The following is a 25,386-nucleotide window of genomic DNA, read 5'->3' as shown; positions in this document are numbered from 1 at the left end:
TTTTTAAATCGTTCGTGAATCACAACCCATCCAATCGAATCCATAAACAACACCTCCTTTTCCTGGATCGCCACCCTCTCCTCTCGTTCCATGAGTTCCTGCTTTTCCTGCTTTTCCTCCCTTCGCACTTAAAGTCAGCTGACCTGTCTCAGGAGCATTAACAAAACTAAATGATATGTTTCCTCCTTTTCCTCCATTGCCTGGCTTTCCCGCATTTCCCGCATTGCCTCCTTGATGTCCATTGGTTGGTTTTGCGCAACCTTTCATGTCAGTTCCTCTTTTTCCTTTTACGCCATTGCCTCCATTTTGAGCTGTGCCACCATTGCCTCCATTAGCATAAAGAGATAGTTTTCCTTTAAGTGATTCGGCAGTTATACTTATGGTACCTCCTACTTTACCGTCACCACCATTCTTTCCATTGGTACCATTATCACCTGGATTAGGGCCGGGAAGAGCGCTTGCCCTATTTTCGAAGTCAGGATCACCTTTTTCTCCAGAGACATCTATTTTTCCATTATTACTATGGATAGTTCTAGCAGAAATATCAACGGTTCCTCCAGGAAATATTAAGTCTCCATCTATAAAAACCTCATTAGCTTTGACTACAATTACTTTTCGATTTTCAACAATTTGATCTATTGACAAATTGCATTTCAATCCAGTAATAACTATTCTGTCCGTCCGGCTTTTGTCTATAAACAGTTTTTCGTTGTCTGGTATTTCAAAATACATATTAGTTGAGTTTAGAGAAATGTTTGTTAAGTACTGTTAATTTTCTATTCTTAATTATTTTGTTTAGTAGTAAAAAAGAGTACATGATTATTGATTAAGCCTATATAGAAGAACATTACACCTATTTGGTTTTAGTTGGTTTTTCATTGAATAGAATTTGTTAATAATGAACGTTTTTATTCGAACTCAAATTCTTTTTTCTTCCTGAGTATTCCATTCTCATATCGGCCTAATTCTGAATTAGAAAGTTTAATATTCCTTGATAAATATGCCAGGCCAATTCCTTTTGAAATTCAGGATTTTTAAGGAGTATGAAATCTTGATAGAAATCAAAAAACAGACATTCTAATAAGACTGCAGGACATTTGGTTTTTCTTAAAACATAGTAATCAACCTCTTTATCTAAATCTCCATCACTATCAAAGTCAAATCTTAATTTCAGATTTAATTTGTCATAAAAAGGCTTAATTCGATTTCCAATAGAAGTAGCTAGAGCATCACTTTTAGTCACTCCCTTGGTAGTGAATATTTCAAAACCACTTGCATTGTGATGTTTAGAAGCATTACAGTGAATTGAAATGAAAATGGTTTCTAAAGGGGGGAGTTGATTTGCAACTTTAACACGATAAGACAATGACAAATCTCTTGGGTCGATAGCTTTAACAGTTGTTACAATGTTGAAATTTGGGTGATTCGATCTCAAGTAAATTTCAGTTAAACCACCAATTTGTCGATTTAAAAAACCTTCATAAGCTATCTCTCCATTTGGGAACTTAAACATCTTATTTGGTGCGGTGGTGTATTTGCCACTTTTATCAATACCGCCGTGTCCAAAATCCAGTACAATATTTTTAATGCTTGCCATGACAAAGGAGGTCTCTGAAAAATTAAAAACAAAAATGCCCTATATTAAACAATACAGAACAAGAATGGTTTTAGAAGAAAAGTACTGGGGGGAAAGGAACTTTTTTCTAGTAAGAAAATATTAAAATTTCTTACAGGAGTTTATTGGTTTCGATGAAATGCAGATAAAAATGATAAACGTAAAGCACGAGAAAAAACCCCTGGTTCAATTGAGGTTTTTATCATTTATAATTGCCTAAAAACCACAAAAAGAATGGGCTTTTCAAGTAATGTCACTTCAGGTTCTGTTAAGCTGTCATTTTCGGAATTATACAATTTTTGTGTTTGAAAGCATAATAGTTGGCTAAACATAGTACGGATGTATAAAGACCAGAACCTAACTCCAAGAATATAGGTATTATCGGCTCTCAAAGACCTTCTATTTTTCATACTCACCGAATAAGTGATTTTTTAATACTTCCACCTCGAATTGAAGAAAAACTTTTCTTTTTTTAACAAACAAAGCCATTGAAAACCTTTCGGTTAAACTATTCTAATAGAATCTCGATTCCAGTAGAAATATTCTCTATGTTGGTTAGAATTTGAAAAATGAAAACAATTAGAGGTACTAGGATTGTGGCCATGAACTTAGAGTAAGTTTTTGTGTCAATTGGCCATTTTGGAATTTTTTCCATCCATGAAAAAATTTCTTGCAGGTCTTTCATGTTCTCAATATGCGATCGACTTTGGGTTAAATCAGTATCATTTTTATACTCATCAAATATCTTGTCAAAACCTTTTCCTATGACAGTAAGATGAATGGCCCTTTCTTTTTCCATTTTTTTGTGGATTGGAATAAGGGGGTAGAAAAACAAGAAAGTAGCACCAATCAAATAGATTGGCATAACGAACAATACGCGAAATGAAAATATATCGTTGAAAATATTCAAATCAGCAAGAAGAAAAAGCAGTAATGTTATTGCTAATAAGAATAAGGCATAATTAAGGGTCATGCATAAATCTCCTACTTTTTTCAGACCTCCACACCTATCTTCATGGAGTAATTCTACTTTTACATTCTGACTGAAAACTTTTCTTTTTAAACGAATAAGAAAAAATACTTGCTGTAAACTGTATATCAAAAAGTAAACGTATAATGTTGTCAAAACTATAACATAAATACCCGTTATACTCATAAAATTTTCTCCATGGAAAATAAAGTAACCGTCGTACCTTGAAATGTTTAGCGTATGAAAAGTCATGGCTAGAATGCTGATTAGCATAGACAGCAATACTGGAATGGGCGTGCCAAAGTATTTCTTTATGGTAGAAATTTCTTTCCTTATTCCATCCGTTTGAACGTTAATTATTCCTTTTCCATTTAGTTCATGGAATACTCTTGAAAATTTTGACAAATACTTCTGAATTAGAATAACCACAAGCGGATTTAAAATTAAAAAGTCCAAAAACGTGGAATAATCCTCAACATACGAAACACTCAATCCTTTCTTACCTGGAATAAAATTTCCCTCAAAAACTGCAATTAAAAAGGACAATAAGCCATAGATGCCAATTAATATTAAAAAACAGGCTATTCTGGAGAGTTTGAATTTTTTAACCAATAGTTTAGTAATTGGTTCTTGCGTGCTTAAATCTATTGCTCGTTCTTCCAATTTATTTAGATTATCTCTGACACATAATTTTTAAATACTTCTATCCACATTTTTTCCTCTTCCAAAAAACCTTCATGACCTCCCGGAAGGAAATGAAACTTTGCATTTTTGAATATACCATAGAGGCCTTGATAATAATCTCCTTTAAAATCCTTTAGTAAAAGCGTGTCCCCCTTTCCAATTAAAAAAGTGATATCCTCTTGATTGAATCTATTCTCTTCTAAAGGGCTTGAATATAAATAATTTAAGGGATTTACCAACATTTCGTACATGAGGTTCCTATCTCGCTTTAATTGAACTAAACAATATTGTAGTCTTTTAGAATAGTAATTTTTGTTTCCCAATAACCTTCGTGTAACTAAGACTTCTTTTGGGCCAATAAGTCCTTTTGTTCCAAATTGACCAATTTTACTATTCGCAAGCATTTTTGTAATCCTGACTAATCTTTCATGATTTTTACAACTGAAAGCGAATTTTTTTGGAGGATGATACAAAGGATTAAATCCGAATATTTTCGAAACCTTTGAATTTTTATACAAATAATGGTAGGCTATTTTAAATCCAACAGACTGTCCAACCAGGACTAATTTGTTATAATTGATGCTCTGCACACTTTCATGTATTCTTGAGATTATATCTTCAAGACTTTTTAAATCAAAGTAGTCAATTGAAAGACATTGCCAATCTCCAAGATGAGCGCAGTAGTTTCTGAAAACACTCGATAGAAGTGTATATCCTGGAATAAAGACAATAAGATTTACCTTATTAGAGCTGTTATTTGGTTTTAATTCTTCACTCAAAAAATTATAGGCTTTGATTGGACGTATTTTTATCCTAAATTACGTGATAAATCAATATCAATCTGCCAATTGTACAAACTAGAGAAATCTGAAAACATCTAATCGGAATTAAAGGTTGAAGGGATCTACTCACAAACCCTTAATCGTCGTCATCATGTATTTAAAAGATTACTAATACGTATTTGACTATCCCAAAACGCTCTAAGAATCCTTCATAAAAAACTACTTTGAGGCCTCTTGGAGTTTGAACTTTCTAAGATTGTTTTGTTAATCAGCGTATTAATTACTTAAATAGCTTTGCCAATTCCTGAAAGGCTAGATTTCGTTCTCTTGCCCTTCCTACCCTTAAGGCATCAGCCAACGCCAATAATTCGTGAAGTTTGGGATCTTCCAAGCATGCCTTGGGTACATTGGGATGTAATGGCTCAATAGCAAATCCTCGATGTGAACCAAGGGCATAAGGCCAAACATAATCTTGTTTACTTTCAATGACTTTGTTGAGTGGAGGAGCGCTGTGGGACGTTGGTACCCCTCTAACAGAGGATGAAGGCCGTTCAGGGTAAACGTAGCGCAGACCATGGGTTAAAAAATCAAGAAGCGCTAACTTAAAAACGTCTTTTTTATCTCCTGAAACAAGCCTTGCAATTTTACTTCTATTCAAAGACTCGCTCACCTCACTTTGGCTTATATGTAACTCATTGGCCAAGTCTTTATTAAACCATGGCTCATCACCCTTGGCTATAATCTTAAGTAGAATGACTATGTCATGTGGACGCATACCACTATGTTTTTTCATATTGTTGATTTGCAATTCGCGAATCGCGAATCTACAATAATTTTTACAAAATGTTGATAAATCAAAACACATCATTCCCATTTCATTTGGTATGAAGCGTATTGCCTTGAGATTCCTTTCCAGACACAACCAAGTTTCCTTAAAACTGGGTTAAGTCTTACTACTGAACAAAAAAGACCATTAATTAACTATTTTGATATGAGTTCATATCAATTGGATTCAATCCATATTTCTCAAAATCTCCTTTGCTATGAATTTTTAGGATACATGAAATCTGTTATGTTTTATTGGGATTTGATAGGTGCAGAAAGCACATTGTGTTTACATTTTTTGTCCTGCCAGCAGGACGAAGCATGTAAAGCAAGAGGATAACACGCTAAAGCGATGTTATGGTTTTTAGTTGATTGGTTTTCAATTCATTATGGAGGTTTGAAAACTAGGAGAAAATATTTTTTGTAACAAAAACCTTGGAAACCTCTATAAACATTGAAAAATTTTGATACAAAAAATAGTATTTGCTTCTAATTGTTGGTGTTTGAGGTACTATTTTTTTTCGGATTTAATTTGATATAGTTTGTTGCTATTTGAAGAATGCCAGAAGTAGAATTGGAAAAAGAAAAAATAATTTAAATATAGCAAGTGCGCCCTATTTCAATTTTATTTACCCGCCTTTGGCGGGCTGACGCTTATCAACCGGAACACTATAAAATCGAAACAGGATCCAGCGCAGGTTAGTTATGGTGGATTTGGGGAAAGTACTTTTAACATTATTCTATTTCCTTTTTATTCACGAGCAGTTCTGCCATAGCATCCAAGAATTCCCCTTCCTCAAAGGGGATAAGTTTAACAGCCAGCTCTAGCACGGTTTGGACATGGACCTCTGGCTGTATCACTTGAGTATTGGAAAAATCTTTGGTATCCAGTGCCATAACGCAAATATTAATTAAGGCACGAAGTGTAAAAAAGAGGTTCTGGTAACCATCCAGTGGTAAATGGTTGACGTAGAACTTACCGGTGTTTTTATCAAATTTTAGCATTTGGAAATGTTCCTTAGCGAGAAACTCTAATCCTTTAAGCGTGTTGATTTCTTGGTTTTCCATATTTGGGTAGCTTCAGATGTCATATAAATGTATGACAAACATACGTAAAACCTATCTTTTGTCAAATTTTAGTATGACAACATTGTCATATAATAAGGTGACATTTGTTCGGTGACAAAGGAGGAACTTAAAAAGAGGGTGGGACAGCGTATTGTCGAATTAAGGACTCAGAAGAGCTGGACACAATCTGATTTGGCAAGAGCCTGTGGGAAAGATAGACAGGCTTTGGAAAAATTGGAGAACGGCAAAGTGAATCCGACAATCTATACGCTTCTAGAAATTTCTAAAGCTTTGGATTTGCCTTTATCAGCCTTGATTAATTTTTGAAAACAAGCTTGGCTCTTTGGGGTCATCTGGGAGTTATTTGATTTTATTCAACTTGGCTTTTTAGACTATTAAAACCATAAATATGACTAACGTTCATCAGCCTGCTTTCAGGTCTTACAATATGAGCCAAATCAAGGGTAAGAATACTAAACCTGAGATGCTTATTAGAAAATTTCTTTATAGCCAGGGATTTAGATATAGGTTACACGACCTGGGGCTCCCTGGTAAGCCAGATATCGTTTTAAAGAAGTTCAACTCAGTTATGATGGTTCAAGGTGGCTTTTGGCATGGCCATGAAGACTGTGAATATTTTGTACTGCCCAAAACCCGTACTGAATGGTGGTCAGAAAAGATAGCTGAGACCAGGCAAAGAGATGAAGAAAATGAACTAAAACTCAAAAATTTAGGTTAGCGGGTCATAGTAATACACGGATGAGAATTGAAGTCAGGGCTTAAGGAATTGACCTTGAAAAATTTGATAAAAGATTTAAAATTTGGCAATACCGGTAATTGATATATTCGCAGGGCCCGGAGGTTTGGGTGAAGGATTTTCCAATCTTTTTAATTCTGAAAAAGAACGGCTATTTAAGATTGTCTTGTCCATTGAAAAGGACATTAACGCTCACAAAACACTATCTCTAAGAAGTTTTTTCAGACAATTTGATTCTGGAAAGGCACCCGATGATTATTATAAATTCTTAAGAAAAGAAATATCATTAAAAACTTTATACGAACAGTGGCCGGAACAACATAAAAAGGCTCAAGATGAGGCATGGCTGGCTACTTTAGGTGAAGGAAAGGACGCCGTTTCTAATTCACTAGTCGATAAAAAAATTCAATCTGCTCTTAACGGGAAGAATGACTGGCTGCTTATAGGAGGACCTCCTTGTCAAGCTTATTCCGTAGCTGGTAGGAATAGAAGACAAGAAGTGCTTTTGGATGAATCCACCGATGAACGAGTAGGTCTTTATAAACAGTATTTAAGGATTTTAGCTATACACAACCCGACGGTTTTTGTAATGGAGAATGTTAAAGGAATACTATCCGCGGCGACAAAAGAAAGTCCAGTTTTTACCAAAATCTTAAAGGATTTGGTTGACCCTGTAAAGGCTTACCAATCAGATTTCAAACAAAATGGCGAGTTGCTTGAATGTCCAGGCTATAAAATCTACTCGTTAGTAGTTAAACCTGAATTTGACAGTAAAGGTTATCCCATACTTAAGCAAAAAGATTATGTAATTTATTGTGAGAACTATGGCGTCCCTCAGGCAAGGCATAGGGTTATACTTTTAGGTATTAGAAAAGACTTAGATATCGTGCCGGATATTCTAGAAACCTGTGAGAAAGTAAACATCTCTCAAGTACTCTCCGGTCTTCCAAGATTAAGAGGTGCCCTTTCAAAGATTTCAGATAGTGGTACGGCTTGGAAGAAAACAATTGTGAATATCAAGAATAACAATATTCTTAAAGAAGTTGACGAGGAGGTAAGGAAAGAAATCATTAAACAACTGAAATTCATTAGGTTGCCGCAAAAAGGAACGGGAAGTGAATTCATAAAGTCAAAAAAAATTGTGGCTAAATACAATTCGGAATGGTTTGTGGATTTAAAGCTTAACGGCGTTTGCAATCATAAGTCACGCGGTCATATGGAGAGTGATTTAATACGCTATTTCTTTGTTTCCTGTTACGCAAAGGTTAAGGGGATTTCCCCTCAGCTCAAAGATTTTCCAATTGCCCTTCTTCCAAATCACAAAAATGTTTTTGAAAAGGACGGAACAGTAACAAGTAAATTTCCAGATCGATTTAAAGTTCAAGTAAAAAATAGGCCTTCTAGGACTATAACAAGCCACATATCCCAAGATGGTCATTACTTTATTCACTATGATCCATCTCAATGCAGAAGTTTAACGGTAAGAGAGGCCGCCAGAATTCAGACGTTTCCAGATAACTACTATTTCTGTGGGCCCAGAACACAACAATTTATTCAGGTTGGAAATGCGGTTCCTCCAATTCTTGCTAGCGCAATTGCGAGAATTGTAAGTGATGTTTTTCAAGTAATAAAAACCAATGAACACGAAAACCTACAATTGGCAACTCTAAGATAATAGCAAAATAAGCATGTCAAAATCCGGGATCGGAATGGGAGAGTTAAATAATAGTGATATCCAACAAATGTATGTATGAGTGATTTAATAAAAAATAATCAGTCCGGTGAACTTGAAATTTCTGTTAAGTTCCGGCCAAGAGCAAGACTTTTAAAACAACTAGGAGATCAGTTAATTAAGAATGAAAGTATAGCATTAATCGAGTTGGTGAAGAATTCTTATGATGCCGATGCTAGTAAGGTCGATATATATATGGAAAACGTTGATTCTGATGAAAAAGGAGTAATTATTATTGAAGATGACGGGTTTGGGATGAGCGCTAAAATTGTTGAAGACGTTTGGATGGAACCTGGCAGCGACTTTAAATCAAAAAAATTTGATAGGAAAGAGGTGACACCCAAATATAAAAGATTACCAATCGGAGAAAAGGGTATTGGTCGCTTTGGTGTTCACAAGCTTGGCAATCATATTGAAATGACTACTAAAATGGAAGATAATCCTGAAGTAGTGGTAAGAATCAATTGGGAGGTACTGGATGAACATAAGTATTTGGAGGATGTGCCTGTAAAACTGATAGTTAGAAGGATACCAGAGTTTTTCAAAGACGGAGCGACTGGAACAAATATTGTGATTTCCAAACTCCAAAATCTTTGGAAAAGGGGGGTGGCCAGAAGTGTTAAAAGATCAATCAACTCTATGACTTCGCCATTCGAAGCAGACGATTCTTTTAAAGCTAACTTCGAAATTCTCGATAAGCCCGGTTGGTTTGAAGGATTACTGCCTTGGAAAGATATAAAGGAGTATTCTCTTTTTTATTTTGAGATTGAAATGGAAGGCAGCAAGATTACAAGATTTAAGTACTCATTTAAGCCCTGGGATACAATGAATAGAGTATCTGGGAGAACACTCAACGAAAATGATGATATCGTTTCCAAGTTTCTAGAACTTAAAGATTCTGATAAAAAACTTTTTTCACTATCAAAATATGCTATAGGCAAAATTCGATTTAAGGGGTTTATATTTGATAGAGATAGTTTTGTTTTTAGACTTGGAATGCAACTAGAGAAAAGCTCTTTCAATGGATACCTAAATTATAATGGAGGTGTAAAGGTATTTAGAAATGGCATGCGTGTTTATGATTATGGAGAACCAGAAAATGACTGGTTGGACATGAACCAAAGAAGGGTAAACGATCCTTCCAAAAGAATAAGTAAGAATATTATTATCGGGGCGGTTTACTTAGATCGTCACTCAAGTACAGATTTAGTCGAAAAAACGAACAGGGAAGGATTTGTAGAAAATGAGGCGTATAGCTTTTTTAAGGATGCCGTCATACATGGTATGGAGTTAATAGAAAACTTTAGATTTCAGGATAAAAGAAGGCTTAAGGAAGTTTATGGACCCACCCGAAAATCTGAGCCTGTATTGCAAATTTTGGGTGAGCTAAAGGGATTTGTTGATAAAGAGGTTGAAGATGAAGAAATACGATCTACAATAAACAAATACCTTGTTAAAATTGAAAACGATTATCAACGAATAAATAATAATCTTCTAAAAGCAGCTGGTGCCGGATTAAGTCTTAGTGTTGTTGTTCATGAGGTCGAGAAAATCATAATTGAGGTTCAAAAAGTTTTGAAGGCAGAAAAAGGTTCTGAAAGAGTTCTAAAACTAGTAAGACATTTATCATCTTTGATTGATGGGTACTCAGAAATAATCAGAAAATCTACCAGAACAAATGAGGATTTAAGGGGGGTCATAGATCAGGCAATTTTTAACACAGAGTATAGATTATCATCACATAAAATTGAGATAGTAAAGGGTTATCTAAGTTTGAAGTCTGGGATAAAGGTTAGAATTGCTAAAAGTCTCTTGATAGGTAGTTTAATGAATTTGATAGATAACTCGATTTTCTGGTTGGATAAAGCAGGACGGGAAGAAAAAAAACTGTTTTTTGATATCTCGGAATCGGAGCCAGGGTTCGTTAATTTGATTATTGCGGATAATGGAACAGGATTTTTACTACCCACGGATGAAATTTTAGAGCCGTTTGTTTCTGGAAAACCCGGAGGAATGGGACTTGGTCTTCACATTGCTTCTGAAATAATGGCTGCTCACAAAGGAAAATTATGGTTTCCGGATGTGAATGACTTTGAAATACCGCACGACTTCAAAGAAGGTGCGATTATTGCCCTAGGATTTAAAAAATGAATGTACATGAAGCTTCCAACTAACGGTAGAATAGTATTGGTTGATAATCGGTATGAGGAAATTAGTCCAATTGTAGATTTTCTTTCTAGAAACCGAATTCCATATAATTATTTTTCTGGAGAGATGGACAAATTACCGGACAACCCTACTAACTCTGTGAGAATTATTTTTTTAGATCTACAGATAACGGAAGGTTCAAATCCTAAGCTGGCAATTAGTACTGTCGCATCGATATTAAAAAGGATTGTGGTTGTCAATCCGTCACCCTATATAATAGTTGCTTGGAGTAAACATGCTTCTGAGGATGACTACACTTCTCCATTGGAAGAATTATTCAAAAAAGGTAAGATTCTTGAGAAAATAGCACCTGTTAAAATACTTTATTTGTCTAAGTCAGATTATATGCATTTTGATACAGATATAGATAAATGGGTCTTAGACGAAGGAGGAGATATAAAATTAGCTTCTGACATTCCTGAGAAACTTTCTCGACAATCTGTGCTTCTAAATTTTATGCAATATGAAAACATTGTTCATGATGCTACAGGTGAATTAATAAACTATATCTCGAGCTACAATTTTGATTCAAATTGGAATGCCGAAACAAAGACGATCCTATACCAACTAGCTAAGGCAATAATCGGTGAGGAAGAAATTCAAAGTTCTTCAGCATCACAACGTCTTGAAAAGGCCCTTTTATTATCAAATAATATTTTACATGAAGAAATTGAAAATCTCATAAAGATTAGGGGACTTGGGGATATTGACTCTATCACAAAGGGGAAAGTAGATCAGAATGCTGTAATTCGGTTAAATACGAAAATTCATTTATCAAAGGAGAACAGTAAATCTAGCATTTTAGAACAGGGTAATCTTTTTATCAATAAGAGAAAAAGAACAATAGTAAAGCAAATAATTGATCAATATGTTGTGATAGGCCGGGCTAATGAGCTAAAACAGGCATATATTAAAGAAATACTTGATGATAAACCGTGGGAATTAATGTTAGATATTACTCCAGTTTGCGATTATGCTCAATCTAAAGATTATATGAGATTTATTTATGGTGTGGCCTTGCCGAAAAAACACGAGGAAAAAATAAAAAGTCCAGGTCCTGTCTTTCTGTATTCGGAAAAAGTAGTCTTTGAAATTGAAGGACAGTTTAGATTTTTCATATTTGATTTCAGAAAGATTTTGTCCATACCAATTTCAAAGTTTAAAAAGCAGGGACTTAGTCCAAACTATAAATTAAGGAGAGAAATTGTTACCGATATACAAGCTCAATTATCGAACCAAATAAACAGACCTGGAATAGGTAAAGTTTCCTGACAAATTATAATTTGGCCGAAGAATTTTAAAGAGATTTAAATCAAATTAAGGTTAGATTTTATATTTGGAAAGGTCAAAGACGCTCTGCGCTTTCGGCAATTGCAATAAAAACTTATTATTCCTATGAAGTATAACCACATGATAGTACATACGCTGCTCATTCTCTGTAGTCCAAAATTCACCAACATATGGCTCAAATTCTGCATAGGGAATTAAAAGTGTATTTTTTGACGAGCCACAGCCATATGATATATAGGAATTCTGATATCCTTGTAAAAATTCTTGTTGATGTGGATATAAGGAAAACCAATAGCTTTCGTTTTTTCCAGGATCATGTATCTTAGAAATGGAACAAATTAGTCCTACAGTTTTGTCCTTATTATCGTATGCAATTCTGGATTGTTTTTTAAAATTTAATTCAAGGTGTTTCTGAATCTTATATATACATTCATTGTGAAAATTTACCCTGCTAAACTTAGGTCCGGGTAAGCTTTCTACCTCCTCTTGAGGAACGGAATCTTCCTCAATTTCATCAAGTTGCAAATCTTTTGAGGTCAAAAACAGAAGGTCAATGAGCGAGTCAATTCTTGTATATTCTTGAGGTTTTAGTAGTTCATTGATTTGTCTAATGGTTCTAGTATCGTTAAAGGTTTCTTTAAGCTTTAAGAGTTTTATCAGTGATTCAGTACTAATCAGACGAACGTCCCAAGCGTGTCTTGATCCTCTTATTTGCGCCTCTAAATCACCGGTATCATTTCTTCCCACAACAATGAGAATAGATGAACGGCTCTTATCAATCTGTGCGTTCTCGATAAGTCGATCTCTATAGGAGGCAATAGTGTTCATGTTAATTCGGTACGTATCGGTTGTTTTTACCTCCACCACAATTGAGTAACCTTCACTTGATGTCCATATGCCATCATATCCAATACCATTTCTTTTACCTCGATAAAGCCCTTGATTTACTTCAAAACCAAGCCTTACACCTATCTGATTAACAATGTCTTGCAATGCAAACCCACTCCCATCGAATTTTGTAGATAAACAGTTTTCAGAAAACTCCATTAGCAATTTTGAAGGGACCTGTTCAAGTAAATCTCTCAGTTCATGAGAAGTTGCATTCCCATCCGTTAATCTCCCGTCGCCTGTGAAAGCTAATATTTGAGACAAGGTTTTCGTTTCAAATATCTTTTTGTTTTTAGTCCACAAGTGCGAAATACTTTTCATATGCCTAGAATAGATAATAAATTCTTTACAAATTAGTTAAAACTATACTTTCTTTGCAACAACAAATAAATAAGCTCAAAGTCGGTGATAAGAAAAAGTAGGGAAAATAATATAAACCAGGGACGCCTTTTGCTAATCTTAAAAGCACATTAAATAATTTTTGATGGAAGAAGATATCACAAGTAAGTTAGTTGAAAAATTAAAAGAGTATTTTCAGGGTTACAAGATCCCTGGAAGCGAGGAAGAGATAATCAACGTTCAAATTTTTCTTCCCTTTGAATTGAACTGTGCAGATTTTGATAACATTAATACAGGCCAGATGACATTTAGGTGTTGGATAAAAAGCAAAATAGAAGGGGCTGTAAAGGAGATCAGAACTTTTTCATTTAGAATTTCGGGCATAAAAACCGTGATTCAAGAGAACAGATTAGTAGATTTAAATATTGACGAAATTGTAGTTACAAATTTTTACAGAGAAGCTTAAACATTTTATTTAGCATTTAAGAAGTTGTTCGTTGCTCCTTTATAAGGCCAAATTCTGCTTTGATTTCTTCTCCTCCAATTTCTCCTTCAAAAGGGCCATATCCTCTTCTACTTTCTGATCAATGATTTTTGCATAGTGTTGCGTAGTACGCAAATTTTTGTGTCCTAACATTTTTCCGACTGTTTCTATGGGCACGCCATTGGAAAGAGTGACGGTGGTGGCAAAGGTATGACGCGCCAAGTGGGTGGTCAGGTTCTTTTTGATATCACAGCGGTCAGCAATTTCCTTGAGATAGGCATTGGATTTTTGATTGCTCAATACTGGTATTACACAGTTTTTGTTGACCACCCTGGGATGTTCTTTGTATTTGTCAATGATGGCTGCTGCTGTAGGCAACAGCGGAATCATAAACCCTGTATCTGTTTTGGAGCGTTTGGATTTGATATAATACCCACCTTCCTCATTTTGATAAATTTCTTCTGGTGTCAAGGATTGAATATCAACATAGGCAAGACCTGTAAAACAACAGAGCACAAACATATCTCTCACAATGCCTAATCGTTCACCCTCGATTTCTTTATCGATAAGCCGTTGCAGCTCGTCTTTGGTTAAAAACTCCCTTTCTACGGTTTTAAACTGCACCTTGTAATTATAAAAAGGATCTTTGAGCATCCAATCATGCGCGACAGCCATCCGGATAATCTTTTTGAAGTTGTTGACATATTTCAAAGCTGAATTATGATTACAGTTCTTGGTCGCTTTCAAAAAGTATTCAAATCCTTTGATGAATTTTAAATCAACATTTCTGATGGGTATATCTTCCTTTAGATACTCGGCTTTTACATATTCTGATAAATGACCTTTGGTGGTCTGATATCTTTTATACGTACCTAAGGCGAATTCTACATCTATCAATTTTTCCATTTGCTGATTGTGTTCTTCAAAGAGCTCAAGCAGCATTTTGAATTTCTTGTCTTTGTGTAGATACGCATTCTTAATGTCTAGGGAAGTATAGGGCTCATCGGCGGCAATAAACTTTTCCTGTATAACTTTTATCCGATGCCGTACCGTGTGCATTAGCCGATTCAATTCTTGAATTTCTGCACTCCAGCCTTTTAATTTATCGCCTTTAAACTTCCATTTAGAGGGTAAAATTTTACGGTTAAGGCTTATCTCACTTCGCTTCCCATTTACTGTTATCCTAGCATATATAGAAGCTTTGCCATGTTTGTCAAGCCGATATTCTTTAATGTAGAATAATATTGCAAAGGTAGAAGGCACCGATTACTATTTTTTGTTCGAATAAATGTACAAAAAATAAAATAAATTATGCTTGTAATTAAATAATAATGAGTAGATTATAGGAAAATAGGTGAGCAAAATATAAATTTAAAAATAGGGCACCTATTTGTGTTAATTTGATATGATTTTAAATGATATCATTTGAACATAAATAAAATAAAAAACCTGTAAATCAGTAATTTACAGGTTTAATAGTTTGAAATTAAATCATTTCAGTGGAGCCGGAGGGATTCGAACCCTCGTCCAAACAAGAAATAACCATGCTTTCTACATGCTTAGTATCTGATTGGTTTTCGATGTACACCTGACCAGAAACCGCCCAATGTACACTTAGCTTCTTTGGATTTTAGAGACGGTGCCGAAGCTACACCCTCCTTATGTTGACTTTTATGGTGCCCCGGAACGAATCGCCATCAACAAGGGCTATTCTGGGACATCTCGCTTCTCCGCCTTGCGGAGACGAGGCTAAATCCTACTGTAATTCAGATTAAGCGGCAAGAGCGTAATTAGATTCGCCATTTAAAAGTGTGAAATATGAGATTTACGAGCTGTATCCCAGCGCTCGGCATGCTTACATCGCCATTGGTCTCGCTGTCAAAACCGGTCGGCCCCTTAATGGGATAGGCAAGCTATTCTTCCCATTGTTTTTTCAAAGAACAAATTGGTTGGCGTTCCCTGCCCCAAGGCAGGTCGGGCTATCGCGGGTACACGCCCCCTGTCGTGGGCGGGGTACCGGGCTCTATCCCTAACGCGGCCCGCCTTCATTTTCATTTCGGCGGGCGGGGCAGCAAAGCTAATAAAAACTTTGCTATCGCTATTATTCCGTGTATTTTAGGACAAAATTTGTACCAAAGTGAACCTTAAGTTTGGAATCATCAGAGAACGGAAAAACCCTCCGGATCGGCGGGTGGTATTGCCCCCAAAGGCCTGTCAAAAAGTCCAGTCCGCCCATACCAACGCACAACTGATCGTGGAACCTTCGCCTATTCGCGTTTTTACCGATAGGGAGTACCAAGAGGTCGGTATTGAAGTCGCCCCGAAAATGGAAGAGTGCGATGTACTACTCGGGGTAAAGGAAGTGCCCATCGAAGCCTTGATTCCCAACAAAAAATACTTCTTCTTTTCCCATACCATCAAAAAACAGCCGTACAATAGGAAATTGCTCCAAGCTATTCTGGAAAAGAATATTGAACTGTACGACCATGAGGTCATCACGAATTCCAAGGGAATACGCCTGGTTGCGTTTGGCCGGTATGCGGGGATTGTAGGAGCCTATAATGGACTAAGGGCCTATGGGCTTAAATCCGGTACATACCAATTGCCCAAGGCTGAAACCTTGGTGGACCAATTAGCCTTGATTGCGGAGCTAAAAAAAATGGCCCTCCCAAACATTAAAATCCTCTTGACTGGAAAAGGTAGAGTAGGGAACGGTGCCAAGGAAATGTTGGACGGGATGCAGTTACGGCAAGTAAACGTAACGGAATACCTGAATCAGGATTTCGACGAGGCGGTCTATTGCCAGATCGATGTGTTGGACTATAACCAAAGGAGGGATGGAAGGAATCTCGGGCAGCAAGACTTCTTCCAAAATCCGGAAGCGTATGAATCCACTTTTATGCGGTTCGCCAAGGTGAGCGATTTGTACATAGCGGGGCATTTTTATGGGGACGGTGCCCCCTATCTCTATACCCGGAAGGATGTAAAACATCCGGATTTTAAGATCAAGGTCGTCGGGGATATCAGTTGTGATATCGATGGACCCGTGGCCACTACGCTACGGGCCTCTACCATAGCGGATCCCATTTATGGCTATGACCCCCAATCCGAATCGGAAACCGAGTATACTAACCCCAATGCCATTGCAGTTATGGCTGTGGACAACCTACCGGCGGAACTGCCTAGGGATGCCAGTAACGGCTTTGGCGATGCCTTTGTAAAAGAGGTGATTCCTGCCTTTTTTAATGGAGATGTGGAGGGCGTCCTACAACGCGCCAGAATGACCCAAAATGGTAAACTCACAGAACTATACTCCTATTTAAATGATTATATAGCTTGCAAATAGTTTTGGGAAAGTTGGATGGATGTCAATCTGAATAACGGTCTAAGAAATATTTATCCAGTCGTATGATAGATTCAACCATAGCTTACATTTTCTCTGCGTGGTGGCTAACCTTCACTTTCGTTTTCATATTTTTTATGGGACTATACTTTGGAGGAATAGTTTTCATACGACCTGTATTAGCGCTGTTGAAAAAAAAGAAGGCCATCCGGCCCATTCTTGATTATAGAAAACCCAAGCAAGAAAAGATGGAGGTCAAAAATTCAATGATTAGCATATTAGTTTTTGCTTTGCAGGCTATTCCATTGCAGCTACTTTATGAAAACGGATATGTTCAATTTGGACATAACAGTATTTGGAATTGTCTTTGGGAGATACCTGTTTTATTCCTTTGGAATGAAATCTATTTTTATGTTAGCCACAGGTTGTTGCACCAAAAATGGCTATTCATAAAAGTGCATTATATGCACCATGTGTCTAGAGAACCTACATTGTATTCGGTATATAGTTTTCATTGGTTTGAGGCTTTTCTTTTGGGTGCTGTAATTTTTGTGCCCATCCTGGTGTATCCCTTTCATATATTATCGGTTCTGAGCTTACCGATTATCAGTATATTATTAAATTTTTTAGGTCATTGCAACCATGAGGTAGAGACTATAAAGAGTCCTAATTATCTAGGCAGATTTACCTTTAGACATACAATGCACCACAAATGGAGCGAAGGTAATTTCGGTTTTATGCTCCCTTACCTTGATATGATTTTCAATACGGTAACACCAAAAAATAATATGAAATGAGCAGACCTGTTTACATAAGTGCCATAGGAAAATTTTTGCCCGGCCACCCTATTGGGAATGATGAGATGGAAGACTATTTGGGGTTCATCTCCGGGAAACCTTCTCGAAGTAAAAGCCGAATGTTGGCACAAAACGGTATCAAAAACCGATACTATGCGCTGGACAAGAATCAGAACACCACTCAATCGGTTGCAGGAATGACCGCCAAGGCCATTGATGATTGTTTGCAAAAGAACGGTATGGACAAAAAAGATATTCAGTTTCTGAGTGCCGGCACCACGCAGGCAGACCTTCCTGTTCCCGGTTTTGCGAGTATGGTGCACGGAGCATCGGAACTTCCTATTTGTGGTATAGCCAGCCACCAAAGTGTATGTGCTGCGGGTATGATGGCCATAAAAAATGGATTTATGCATGTGGGTTCAGGTGAGGTCGACAATGCAATTGCCTGTGCTGGTGAACTCCCAAGCAGAATGTTCAAGGCAAAACGTTTCGAAAATCAAAAATCGATAATGGACAACGGCTCTCCTCCATTGGAAACCGATTTTTTAAGATGGATGCTGTCCGATGGGGCGGGAGCTTTCTTGTTAAGGAATCGCCCAAATAAGGATACTTTCAATTTAAAAATCGAGTGGATCGAATTGAAATCCCATGCAACATTATTTGAACCCTGTATGTACACGGGAATGAATAAGACCGATATTGGCGAACAAGGAAAATCATGGATCGATTATGATAGTTTCAGTGCTGCGGATAAGGCGGGAGCCATTAATCTAAAGCAAGACATACGTTTGGTGAACAACATAGTGAGCTTGGGTGTTCAACATTTTTTCCAACTTGTTGAGGAGGGTAAAGTAGATCCTAAAAGACTTGATTGGTTGTTGTGTCATTATTCCTCTGAATATTTTAAACAACCTGTTATTGATCTATTGAAAAAAGGTGGTGTCACTATTCCCGAAAAAAAATGGTTCACAAATTTACACTCCAAAGGAAATACCGGGTCTGCATCCATTTTCATAATGCTTGAGGAGCTTTTGTATCACCATAGTCTAAAGGATGGCCAAAAAATTCTTTGTATGGTCCCCGAGAGTGGACGATTCATTACATCGTTCATGATGTTGACCGTCTTAGGACCTACCCATAAAAAGAAGATATTACCATTGACCGAGGAAGATAAGATTTTGGCTCCTTCGATTTCCACCAAAGGCAAGCCCATACAGGAGCGGTTGGTTCGCGGTCTCACCTCGGTATGGGTCGACTTTGAAAATGATCTTCGAAATGTGCCTATCATCAAAAAAATATATAATGGCACGATTACTTTGGAAGAATATCGACTTTTGTTATTGAATCTTAGGCAACAAGTAGTTGATGGGTCACAATGGATTGCAAGGGCCGCATCCAATATTAGTATGGAATATTTTGATGTACGATCTTCTTTTATCTCCCATTCAAGAGATGAACATCGTGATTATCAAATGCTGGAAAAGAATTACATCAATTGCGGGGGAGACAAAGAGGACTTATACAAAGGTGAAAAAAACTTAGGAAGTGAGGCCCTTAGCGCTTTCATGTTCCACACGGCGAGCAATCCAAATCCATTTAATTTGCTCGGGGCAATGTTCATTATTGAGGGCCTTGGAAACAGAATAGCCGGCAAATGGGGGCGGGCAGTACAGCAATTATTAAATTTAAACAATGATCAAGTGTCCTTTTTTACATATCACGAAATCAGCGATAGCAACGAGAACCATTTTGAAAGGTTTGAGAATGCGATTAACTCGGATGCGCTGACCGAAGATTTGGCGAAAAAAATTTTGAAGACAGCGAAGGTAGTTGCTAAATTGTATCGCATGCAATTGGTCGAAATTGGGAATTATTGAAATACTGAGTTATGCTACACAAAAGTGAATATTTTGAAAATTTGGAAAACAATCCGAAGGATCCCAGTCACTGGCATGCTTTATTTTTGGATAAGAGCATTCCTTTCAGTGCCGATGCAAAAGCTGCTTTTCTATATGATTCCGGAAGAAAATCAAGACAATACCTGTTACCCTTTGTCCGGGTGATTGCCAGATTTTTTATTGTCCTAATGCAATTGTTCAAAGCAATTTCGCCTAACCTTATCAATGCTCCTAGAACATTGCATCGATCTTTATATATGGGGATGAAATATTTAGTCAGCCCTGAGGCTAACTTTTTGATTTTGCGTCACTTCTATTTGGGATCTGAAATATTGAAGTTTATAAAGGACAACGTAAAGGGCAGCGAAGAAATACCAATGAATCCGTTAAAACCCTTATCCGTCAATAATGTTAATGATAATTTGTTCTTGGATCATGATTTGAACTTATACAACTTTATAATCAATCTCAATGGCGCTATTGCTGGAAAAGGGTTGAAAGTAGAAAAAGTGGACAGACCTAATTTCGCGGCTATAACGATTGGTGAGATTCCTTTTGAGACTTTTAGGGATAAATGGTCAAATTTTTTGGACTTATCCACTGCTATTGAAATTTTCACTCCTGTTTACCAATTTTTTCTTACAGATAATGATTTTTGGAGGGCTAGCAATTCGCTACAATTGGATGAGGTAATCGGTATTTATGCTACTACGATAATGGACTGTCCTGAAAAGCTAGTAGGTCTTAATAATAAGCACCCTATGATACCCTTACCGACCTATGGTGCTGCATTCCGCCTAACGTTACATGGGCTGTCTACCGAAGTATTACATGCACTTCTTGTGGAAGCGAAAAAGAAAAATGTATAGTATTCGATTGGCCTTTGTAGTCTCGGCTTCTTTAAAAATGATGAATATGGTATTCTTGAACGTATTTAAATAACCCAAAACGGAAAACTAACGGAACGTTAAGCCTTTCTACAGGACCATTTGGATGGGAGGGAGTAAACAACGAACAGTTGGTAGTTGGTAGTAAACTGTAAAAAATGAAAGGTAAGGAGTAAGTGGTTTGCAATGGACAATGAACAATAAACAATGAAGAGTTGACAGGGGCAGGGGAGATGAACCTTAAGTAGTAGCGAAAATAGGTTTTACCAAAGGCAAGCAATTGCGTCTTTTTAGAATATTCAAAGTGGAAGCGCACCGATATGGAATAAAGTGAAAACCGGGATTGATTTAGTTCTTGCATTGTCTTGTCATTGCTTGTAGAAATCGAAACAAAATCCATAATAATCCGCCGAAGGCCATGGTTATTCCCCATACTTCGATTTCGACAAGGCTTTGGAAGATTTTGGTTGTCAAAATGATAGGCTTTGTTAGAATGTCCCAAGAATTGAAACGAAGAAACCTGCCCAAATAAATACCATAGCCACTGAGTATGCAACTCACGAAAACGAGGCTATGAGCGCATCGCCTATCAAATCTATCTTTCAATAAGGCAAACATATCCAATAAAGACAGTAATCCTAATAGCAGCCCGTTGATGGCAAACACAAAGACTAGGATAAGGTCTAGCCATAATGGACTAGAACCTTCAAGGCGTATATGTATAAAATCGGTTATGATATAGGGGCTATTCGGTAGGAAAAGCAGCCAAGTCAAAAAACTGGAAAGCGCTAAAAGATTGGATTCAAGCACTTTCTTCGTATTACGCAAAACCTGAGTAATCAAATAGGGTACCGAAGCCAAAAAAAGGTTCCATAGCAAAAAAAGATAGAAAAAGCTATCGGTAAGCTTCATTCGAAGGACCAAAAGCAACAATCCAAAACAGGTGGAGAGTCCAAGGTTTATATATTGGGCATTGATTTTCGATAGGACTATCTGCATGGTTTTGTTTTATGGTTTAAAGAACAAAATGGATATATAAAAAAGTGATGGGATAATGTAGCAAAGCCACGACCAAGGCAAGGGCATGCTGCTCTACATACTTAAAGTTCAGGAATAGGGTCACAATCAAACAGAATACCGTAATACTGTTTACCACCCCGGAAATACCTAAAAAGATAAAGGCGCATACAAAAAGGAAATCCGCTTTTACAAATAGCAGTAAAAGCATCAACAAAGTGCTTGTGAGAAAATTGAAGCATGTCATTTTTATAGCGAAACGATTGACCGGACATGTGAAATATGTCATCATTTTTCCCTGAGATTTTGGATATGGAAGGCCGTGTATTCCTGCCAAGTCCGTGCTTTCTGATCAGAGCGAAATTGAGAATACCTTTTTTCAATTTCCTTAATTGTGTCCTTGTGAAAAGTGTTTTCCCTAGGCGGTGTTTGGACATAGTGATATAACTGCGGACTATTGGTATCCCCAAGATCTAGTAAATAAGGGATATCGGGATGCGCAATATGTTTAAGATTGTACCAAGTAATGGCACGGTCCCAGGGGATGCTTGCGCTCAACAGGAGAAGCCCAAAAACAACGGCAATATTGGTGCGTACCAAATATATGAAACCACGTAGACGGGCCACTTTGATATAGACGGTAATCAATCCTGAAAGCGTGAGCAATAAGTATACAAAAACACCGATGCGTTTGTAGGTAAACCCTAGCGCATCAATGTATTGAAAGTTCTTGTACCATGTAAAAGAGACCAAAACTACATTCAGCCCTATCCAGAGGTAGGTCAATTTTTTCAGTCGTTTGTTGCCCTTATAAAAGTTAAGGTGTCCCCGGAAAAGAAATAGAATAATCAGTATGGCACAGACAATGGAGAACATGAGTGCGTATACGCCCTGGTGTACAGACTTGGAATACCCTGAGTTACTAATAGGGTCTGCTTGCCACAAATATATGATATCCGTTACCAAAAACAGGATTAAAAGGAGATTGAGCGATGAAAGGACAATGCTTCCCAGAGTTTGTTCGCTTTTCAATTTTTCTAGTACAGGTATGGTGAACGGCTCTTCCGGATGTTTAAGTTCGTTCGCTTGTTGTAGATCTAAATCCAATAATTCTTGGGGACTATAAGGATTTAGGATATGTAGAAACAAGATATACCCCAACAGGGTAAAGACTAGCCATGGAATACTTATAAAATTGAAATCGATTTGCTGAATCAAACCCTCAAATATAGGATTGGCCTTTTGGTACAATAGTGCAAAGAGAATAAGTAATAAGAAGGAAATTATGCTTCCTTTTATATAATCCTTCCTTTTCTTGGAAAGTCCCTTCCTTGTTGATTTGGGCTGATGTATACGATTATTCAATTTAACAAGAGAGGCTATTATCATATTGACCACCCCGATAAACCAACTTAGATATAACGAATTTGAAGGGGCGATGTATTTTCCTATCAAGACGAAGAAAGCCATGAAATGGAGGCATATCTTAAAGTCGGTCGGGTTCATGAATACCATAATGGCGGTAAACAAGTATGGGATGGAATATAGCCAAGGTATGGGTCGTCGTTTACGGCATATGAATAAGAATACTAAAACCACAATGGATAATAGTACAGTATTAAGTCCAAAACTTTTGGTATAGAACAAATAACTGAACGCTAAAGAGCCTAAGATTGATTTAATATGTGAACCCATAGTGAAACTGCTTAATTGATTAAAAATGTATGTTGAATATGCCGAATCGGCTGATTGAGCATTTTGGAAAAATCGAGATAATAAAATCGAAAGGCCTTGCGGCCCCGTTTAAATGCCTCCATAAAGTGTTTGAGATAATCTGGAAATATTAGTATACCGAACAGAAGAATTGCGAGAAGGCCAATATTTCGCTTGCCATTGCCAAAGAGGTAAAATTGCATATAAATTTCTTCGTGAACCGAAGTTCCAATATTGGTGAGCACATGAAGTACATCTCGATTTTCCAGTTTGGGTTGTACCTCAAAATGGTATTTTAGCAAGAATGTGGCCAGATGAAAACCTAAACTAATTTTGGGATATTTTAATAAATCTGATATCGGAATATCCCATGAATCTTTTCGGGATACATATTTCCGATAAGGTTCCTTGCCCCATTCATATAGCGTTTCCAAAATGATAGTTCTCATGTCAAATATAAAGTACTTTGAATTTCAAAGTGTAATGATAAAAAAATTACTTCCCGATTAACTTTTCCAAGGCATCTATGTGTTTTTTAAACTCCTTTTTTCCTACGCTGGTAACAGAGTACCGGGTATTGGGTTTTCGGCCAATGAACTGTTTTTCCACTTTTATATATTCTTCTTTCTCAAGGGCTTTTACATGGCTGGCCAGATTACCATCCGTAGCTCCCAATAGATCCTTGAGCAAATTGAAATCGGCATAATCGTTTACCATTAAAATGCTCATAATCCCTAATCGGATACGATGGTCAAAGGCCTTATTTATGTCATTGATTATGCTCATTTATTTCATTCCATGTAAATTGGAAATCCCAATTTATGGGTTTCTATTTTTATTTGGGGATAGTTTTATTTCTTATCATGTTTAAAGTACATCAACGTCCCATAGATGATATGAAAAACACCAAAGCCCAATGCCCAAAAATAGAGCCCATAACCTATAAACTGTGTGGCTATTAAACCAATTATTATATTGGCAATGCCCAAGTAGCGAATATCTCCCAAAGTATATTTTGAAGCATTCACGCATGCCAGGCCGTAAAAGATCAGTGTAGCGGAAGCGACAAGGCCTACATAACCATATTGCAACAATACTAGGCAAAAAAGACCCCCGGCCATTAAAGGAATCAGAAAATTCAGGACAAGGCGTCTGCTTGAGGCGTTCCAAATATCCTCCCCACTTTTTTTAGCTTTTCTATTGGTAAGGATGAACCCGGTTACAATAGCCAACAAAGCAACACTTGATGCAATTAGAAGGAGGTTGAAGATCAAATCTGAAGTCTCTATTATTTCGTATAATCCGGCCTTCGCTGAGTCCTGATGATTTTTTATACTTTGAAGATGATTATCTAAGAGTAGTTTTGCGATAAAAGCCCCGATCAATGCATAAATTCCGGCCATTATTCCTGATAAGCCACTTAAGGAGATGAATCGTGAGGAACGACTCATCATATTCTTAATTTCAGTGATGTCCTCCAAGTATTTTTTTGCTTCCATTTATAAAGTACTTTGAAATTCAAAGTTATACTTTTTTTTGAAACTTTAAACAAAATCATTAAAAAAAAGACGAAATACACCTTTTTCAACCAGATTGACTATTTTCATTAATCCATTAACCCAATTCATGAATCCCGCGGAAGACTACATCCTCAATCGCCCAGAACCGTATCGCAGTATATTGTTGCATTTGCAATCGATCATAGAGCATACGGTACCTGGGGTAGATTTAAAGTTCAAATACCGGATTCCCTTTTACTACATAGCGGGAAGGCCGCTCTGTTATTTGAACCATACGAAGGATTACATCGATGTCGGTTTTTGGAATTCGGCCCACCTAACGGTCCATTTGGAACATATGACCACGGCAGGGCGCAAGGTAATGTGCTCCCTACGTTACCGCTCCCTGGAGGAAATCGATGATACTATCTTAACGGAAGTGCTCCAGGATGCCTATCGGGTACGGGATAAAAGGTTCTGGAAATAGTCCTCCTTAAAGCTTTTTTAATTTTGAGCACCAAGCACCAAGCACCAAGCACCAAGCACCAAGCACCAAGCACATTTTGGAATTTGGAATTTTAATGTTGGAA

The 25,386-nt window shown here is 37.0% G+C and carries 25 protein-coding genes and 1 other RNA gene; 11 read left to right on the top strand and 15 right to left on the bottom strand.

Annotation, left to right across the window (positions count from 1 at the left end; translation table 11 throughout):
• Positions 1–3: 3 nt before the first annotated feature.
• From Q0993_RS08520 to Q0993_RS08495, 6 genes are all read right to left on the bottom strand, one after another.
• Positions 4–732, bottom strand: a complete 729-nt coding sequence (locus Q0993_RS08520) for a hypothetical protein (RefSeq protein WP_299531835.1) — start codon at positions 730–732, stop codon at positions 4–6.
• A 229-nt stretch (positions 733–961) separates the two neighbouring features.
• Positions 962–1,597 carry an N-acetylmuramoyl-L-alanine amidase gene (locus tag Q0993_RS08515; protein ID WP_299531833.1) on the bottom strand — a complete coding sequence of 212 codons (636 nt, stop codon included), beginning with the start codon at positions 1,595–1,597 and terminating at the stop codon, positions 962–964.
• Between the two features lie 526 nt (positions 1,598–2,123).
• Complete coding sequence (locus tag Q0993_RS08510) at positions 2,124–3,248, bottom strand: hypothetical protein (RefSeq protein WP_299531831.1); 1,125 nt, start codon at positions 3,246–3,248, stop codon at positions 2,124–2,126.
• Between the two features lie 5 nt (positions 3,249–3,253).
• Positions 3,254–4,048: a hypothetical protein gene (locus Q0993_RS08505; protein WP_299531829.1), complete on the bottom strand. Its 795-nt coding sequence runs from the start codon at positions 4,046–4,048 to the stop codon at positions 3,254–3,256.
• Positions 4,049–4,331: 283 nt separating this feature from the next.
• Positions 4,332–4,844: a hypothetical protein gene (locus tag Q0993_RS08500; protein ID WP_299531827.1), complete on the bottom strand. Its 513-nt coding sequence runs from the start codon at positions 4,842–4,844 to the stop codon at positions 4,332–4,334.
• Between the two features lie 767 nt (positions 4,845–5,611).
• Positions 5,612–5,944 carry a hypothetical protein gene (locus Q0993_RS08495; RefSeq protein WP_299531825.1) on the bottom strand — a complete coding sequence of 111 codons (333 nt, stop codon included), beginning with the start codon at positions 5,942–5,944 and terminating at the stop codon, positions 5,612–5,614.
• A gap of 111 nt (positions 5,945–6,055) precedes the next feature.
• Here Q0993_RS08495 and Q0993_RS08490 point away from each other — a divergent pair, with 111 nt between their 5' ends.
• The 5 genes from Q0993_RS08490 (at position 6,056) to Q0993_RS08470 (ending at position 11,913) form a co-directional block, all read left to right on the top strand.
• Positions 6,056–6,271, top strand: a complete 216-nt coding sequence (locus Q0993_RS08490; protein ID WP_367279595.1) for a helix-turn-helix domain-containing protein — start codon at positions 6,056–6,058, stop codon at positions 6,269–6,271.
• An 82-nt stretch (positions 6,272–6,353) separates the two neighbouring features.
• Positions 6,354–6,683 (top strand): very short patch repair endonuclease, encoded by a 330-nt coding sequence (locus Q0993_RS08485; RefSeq protein ID WP_299531823.1) that lies wholly within the window; start codon positions 6,354–6,356, stop codon positions 6,681–6,683.
• 82 nt (positions 6,684–6,765) lie between these two features.
• Positions 6,766–8,376, top strand: coding sequence for a DNA cytosine methyltransferase (locus tag Q0993_RS08480; protein WP_299531821.1), 1,611 nt, complete (start codon positions 6,766–6,768; stop codon positions 8,374–8,376).
• 75 nt (positions 8,377–8,451) lie between these two features.
• Entirely contained in the window at positions 8,452–10,584 is a 2,133-nt protein-coding gene (locus tag Q0993_RS08475; RefSeq protein WP_299531819.1) for an ATP-binding protein, read from the top strand.
• Positions 10,585–10,590: 6 nt separating this feature from the next.
• Positions 10,591–11,913, top strand: a complete 1,323-nt coding sequence (locus Q0993_RS08470) for a hypothetical protein (RefSeq protein ID WP_299531817.1) — start codon at positions 10,591–10,593, stop codon at positions 11,911–11,913.
• Positions 11,914–11,964: 51 nt separating this feature from the next.
• Here the strand turns inward: Q0993_RS08470 and Q0993_RS08465 are convergent, their stop codons facing one another.
• Positions 11,965–13,140 (bottom strand): hypothetical protein, encoded by a 1,176-nt coding sequence (locus Q0993_RS08465; RefSeq protein WP_299531815.1) that lies wholly within the window; start codon positions 13,138–13,140, stop codon positions 11,965–11,967.
• Between the two features lie 163 nt (positions 13,141–13,303).
• Here Q0993_RS08465 and Q0993_RS08460 point away from each other — a divergent pair, with 163 nt between their 5' ends.
• Positions 13,304–13,624 carry a hypothetical protein gene (locus Q0993_RS08460; protein ID WP_299531813.1) on the top strand — a complete coding sequence of 107 codons (321 nt, stop codon included), beginning with the start codon at positions 13,304–13,306 and terminating at the stop codon, positions 13,622–13,624.
• Positions 13,625–13,663: 39 nt separating this feature from the next.
• Here Q0993_RS08460 and Q0993_RS08455 read toward each other — a convergent pair whose 3' ends face one another.
• Positions 13,664–14,905 (bottom strand): site-specific integrase, encoded by a 1,242-nt coding sequence (locus Q0993_RS08455; protein WP_299531811.1) that lies wholly within the window; start codon positions 14,903–14,905, stop codon positions 13,664–13,666.
• Between the two features lie 234 nt (positions 14,906–15,139).
• Positions 15,140–15,538: a transfer-messenger RNA gene (gene ssrA / locus Q0993_RS08450) on the bottom strand.
• A 241-nt stretch (positions 15,539–15,779) separates the two neighbouring features.
• Here ssrA and Q0993_RS08445 point away from each other — a divergent pair.
• The 4 genes from Q0993_RS08445 (at position 15,780) to Q0993_RS08435 (ending at position 20,549) form a co-directional block, all read left to right on the top strand.
• Positions 15,780–16,988 (top strand): NAD(P)-dependent oxidoreductase, encoded by a 1,209-nt coding sequence (locus Q0993_RS08445; RefSeq protein ID WP_299531809.1) that lies wholly within the window; start codon positions 15,780–15,782, stop codon positions 16,986–16,988.
• Positions 16,989–17,050: 62 nt separating this feature from the next.
• A complete protein-coding gene (locus tag Q0993_RS21875) occupies positions 17,051–17,782 on the top strand; it encodes a sterol desaturase family protein (RefSeq protein WP_367279594.1) in 732 nt (243 codons plus the stop codon).
• Positions 17,779–19,659, top strand: coding sequence for a beta-ketoacyl-ACP synthase III (locus Q0993_RS08440; RefSeq protein ID WP_299531807.1), 1,881 nt, complete (start codon positions 17,779–17,781; stop codon positions 19,657–19,659). Before Q0993_RS21875 ends, Q0993_RS08440 begins: the two co-directional genes overlap by 4 nt.
• A gap of 11 nt (positions 19,660–19,670) precedes the next feature.
• Complete coding sequence (locus Q0993_RS08435) at positions 19,671–20,549, top strand: hypothetical protein (protein ID WP_299531805.1); 879 nt, start codon at positions 19,671–19,673, stop codon at positions 20,547–20,549.
• Between the two features lie 366 nt (positions 20,550–20,915).
• Here Q0993_RS08435 and Q0993_RS08430 read toward each other — a convergent pair whose 3' ends face one another.
• The 6 genes from Q0993_RS08430 to Q0993_RS08405 form a co-directional block, all read right to left on the bottom strand.
• On the bottom strand, positions 20,916–21,566 hold the full coding sequence (locus tag Q0993_RS08430; protein ID WP_299531803.1) for a DUF1361 domain-containing protein: 651 nt from the start codon (positions 21,564–21,566) through the stop codon (positions 20,916–20,918).
• A gap of 16 nt (positions 21,567–21,582) precedes the next feature.
• On the bottom strand, positions 21,583–21,876 hold the full coding sequence (locus Q0993_RS08425; protein ID WP_299531801.1) for a hypothetical protein: 294 nt from the start codon (positions 21,874–21,876) through the stop codon (positions 21,583–21,585).
• Positions 21,873–23,279: a DUF4173 domain-containing protein gene (locus tag Q0993_RS08420; protein WP_367279593.1), complete on the bottom strand. Its 1,407-nt coding sequence runs from the start codon at positions 23,277–23,279 to the stop codon at positions 21,873–21,875. Before Q0993_RS08420 ends, Q0993_RS08425 begins: the two co-directional genes overlap by 4 nt.
• Positions 23,280–23,290: 11 nt before the next feature.
• Positions 23,291–23,746 (bottom strand): hypothetical protein, encoded by a 456-nt coding sequence (locus tag Q0993_RS08415; RefSeq protein ID WP_299531796.1) that lies wholly within the window; start codon positions 23,744–23,746, stop codon positions 23,291–23,293.
• Between the two features lie 46 nt (positions 23,747–23,792).
• Positions 23,793–24,083 (bottom strand): transcriptional regulator, encoded by a 291-nt coding sequence (locus Q0993_RS08410; RefSeq protein ID WP_299531794.1) that lies wholly within the window; start codon positions 24,081–24,083, stop codon positions 23,793–23,795.
• A 65-nt stretch (positions 24,084–24,148) separates the two neighbouring features.
• The gene (locus Q0993_RS08405) at positions 24,149–24,796 is read right to left on the bottom strand and encodes a hypothetical protein (RefSeq protein WP_299531791.1); all 648 of its coding nucleotides are present in this window, start codon (positions 24,794–24,796) and stop codon (positions 24,149–24,151) included.
• Positions 24,797–24,923: 127 nt separating this feature from the next.
• Here Q0993_RS08405 and Q0993_RS08400 point away from each other — a divergent pair, with 127 nt between their 5' ends.
• The gene (locus Q0993_RS08400) at positions 24,924–25,283 is read left to right on the top strand and encodes a DUF1801 domain-containing protein (RefSeq protein WP_299531788.1); all 360 of its coding nucleotides are present in this window, start codon (positions 24,924–24,926) and stop codon (positions 25,281–25,283) included.
• The last annotated feature ends 103 nt before the right edge of the window (positions 25,284–25,386 follow it).

This window comes from Ulvibacterium sp., assembly GCF_028285715.1.
GTDB lineage: Bacteria > Bacteroidota > Bacteroidia > Flavobacteriales > Flavobacteriaceae > Ulvibacterium.
Note: the sequence above shows the minus strand (reverse complement) of the source record. Positions and strands in the feature narration are given on the sequence as shown.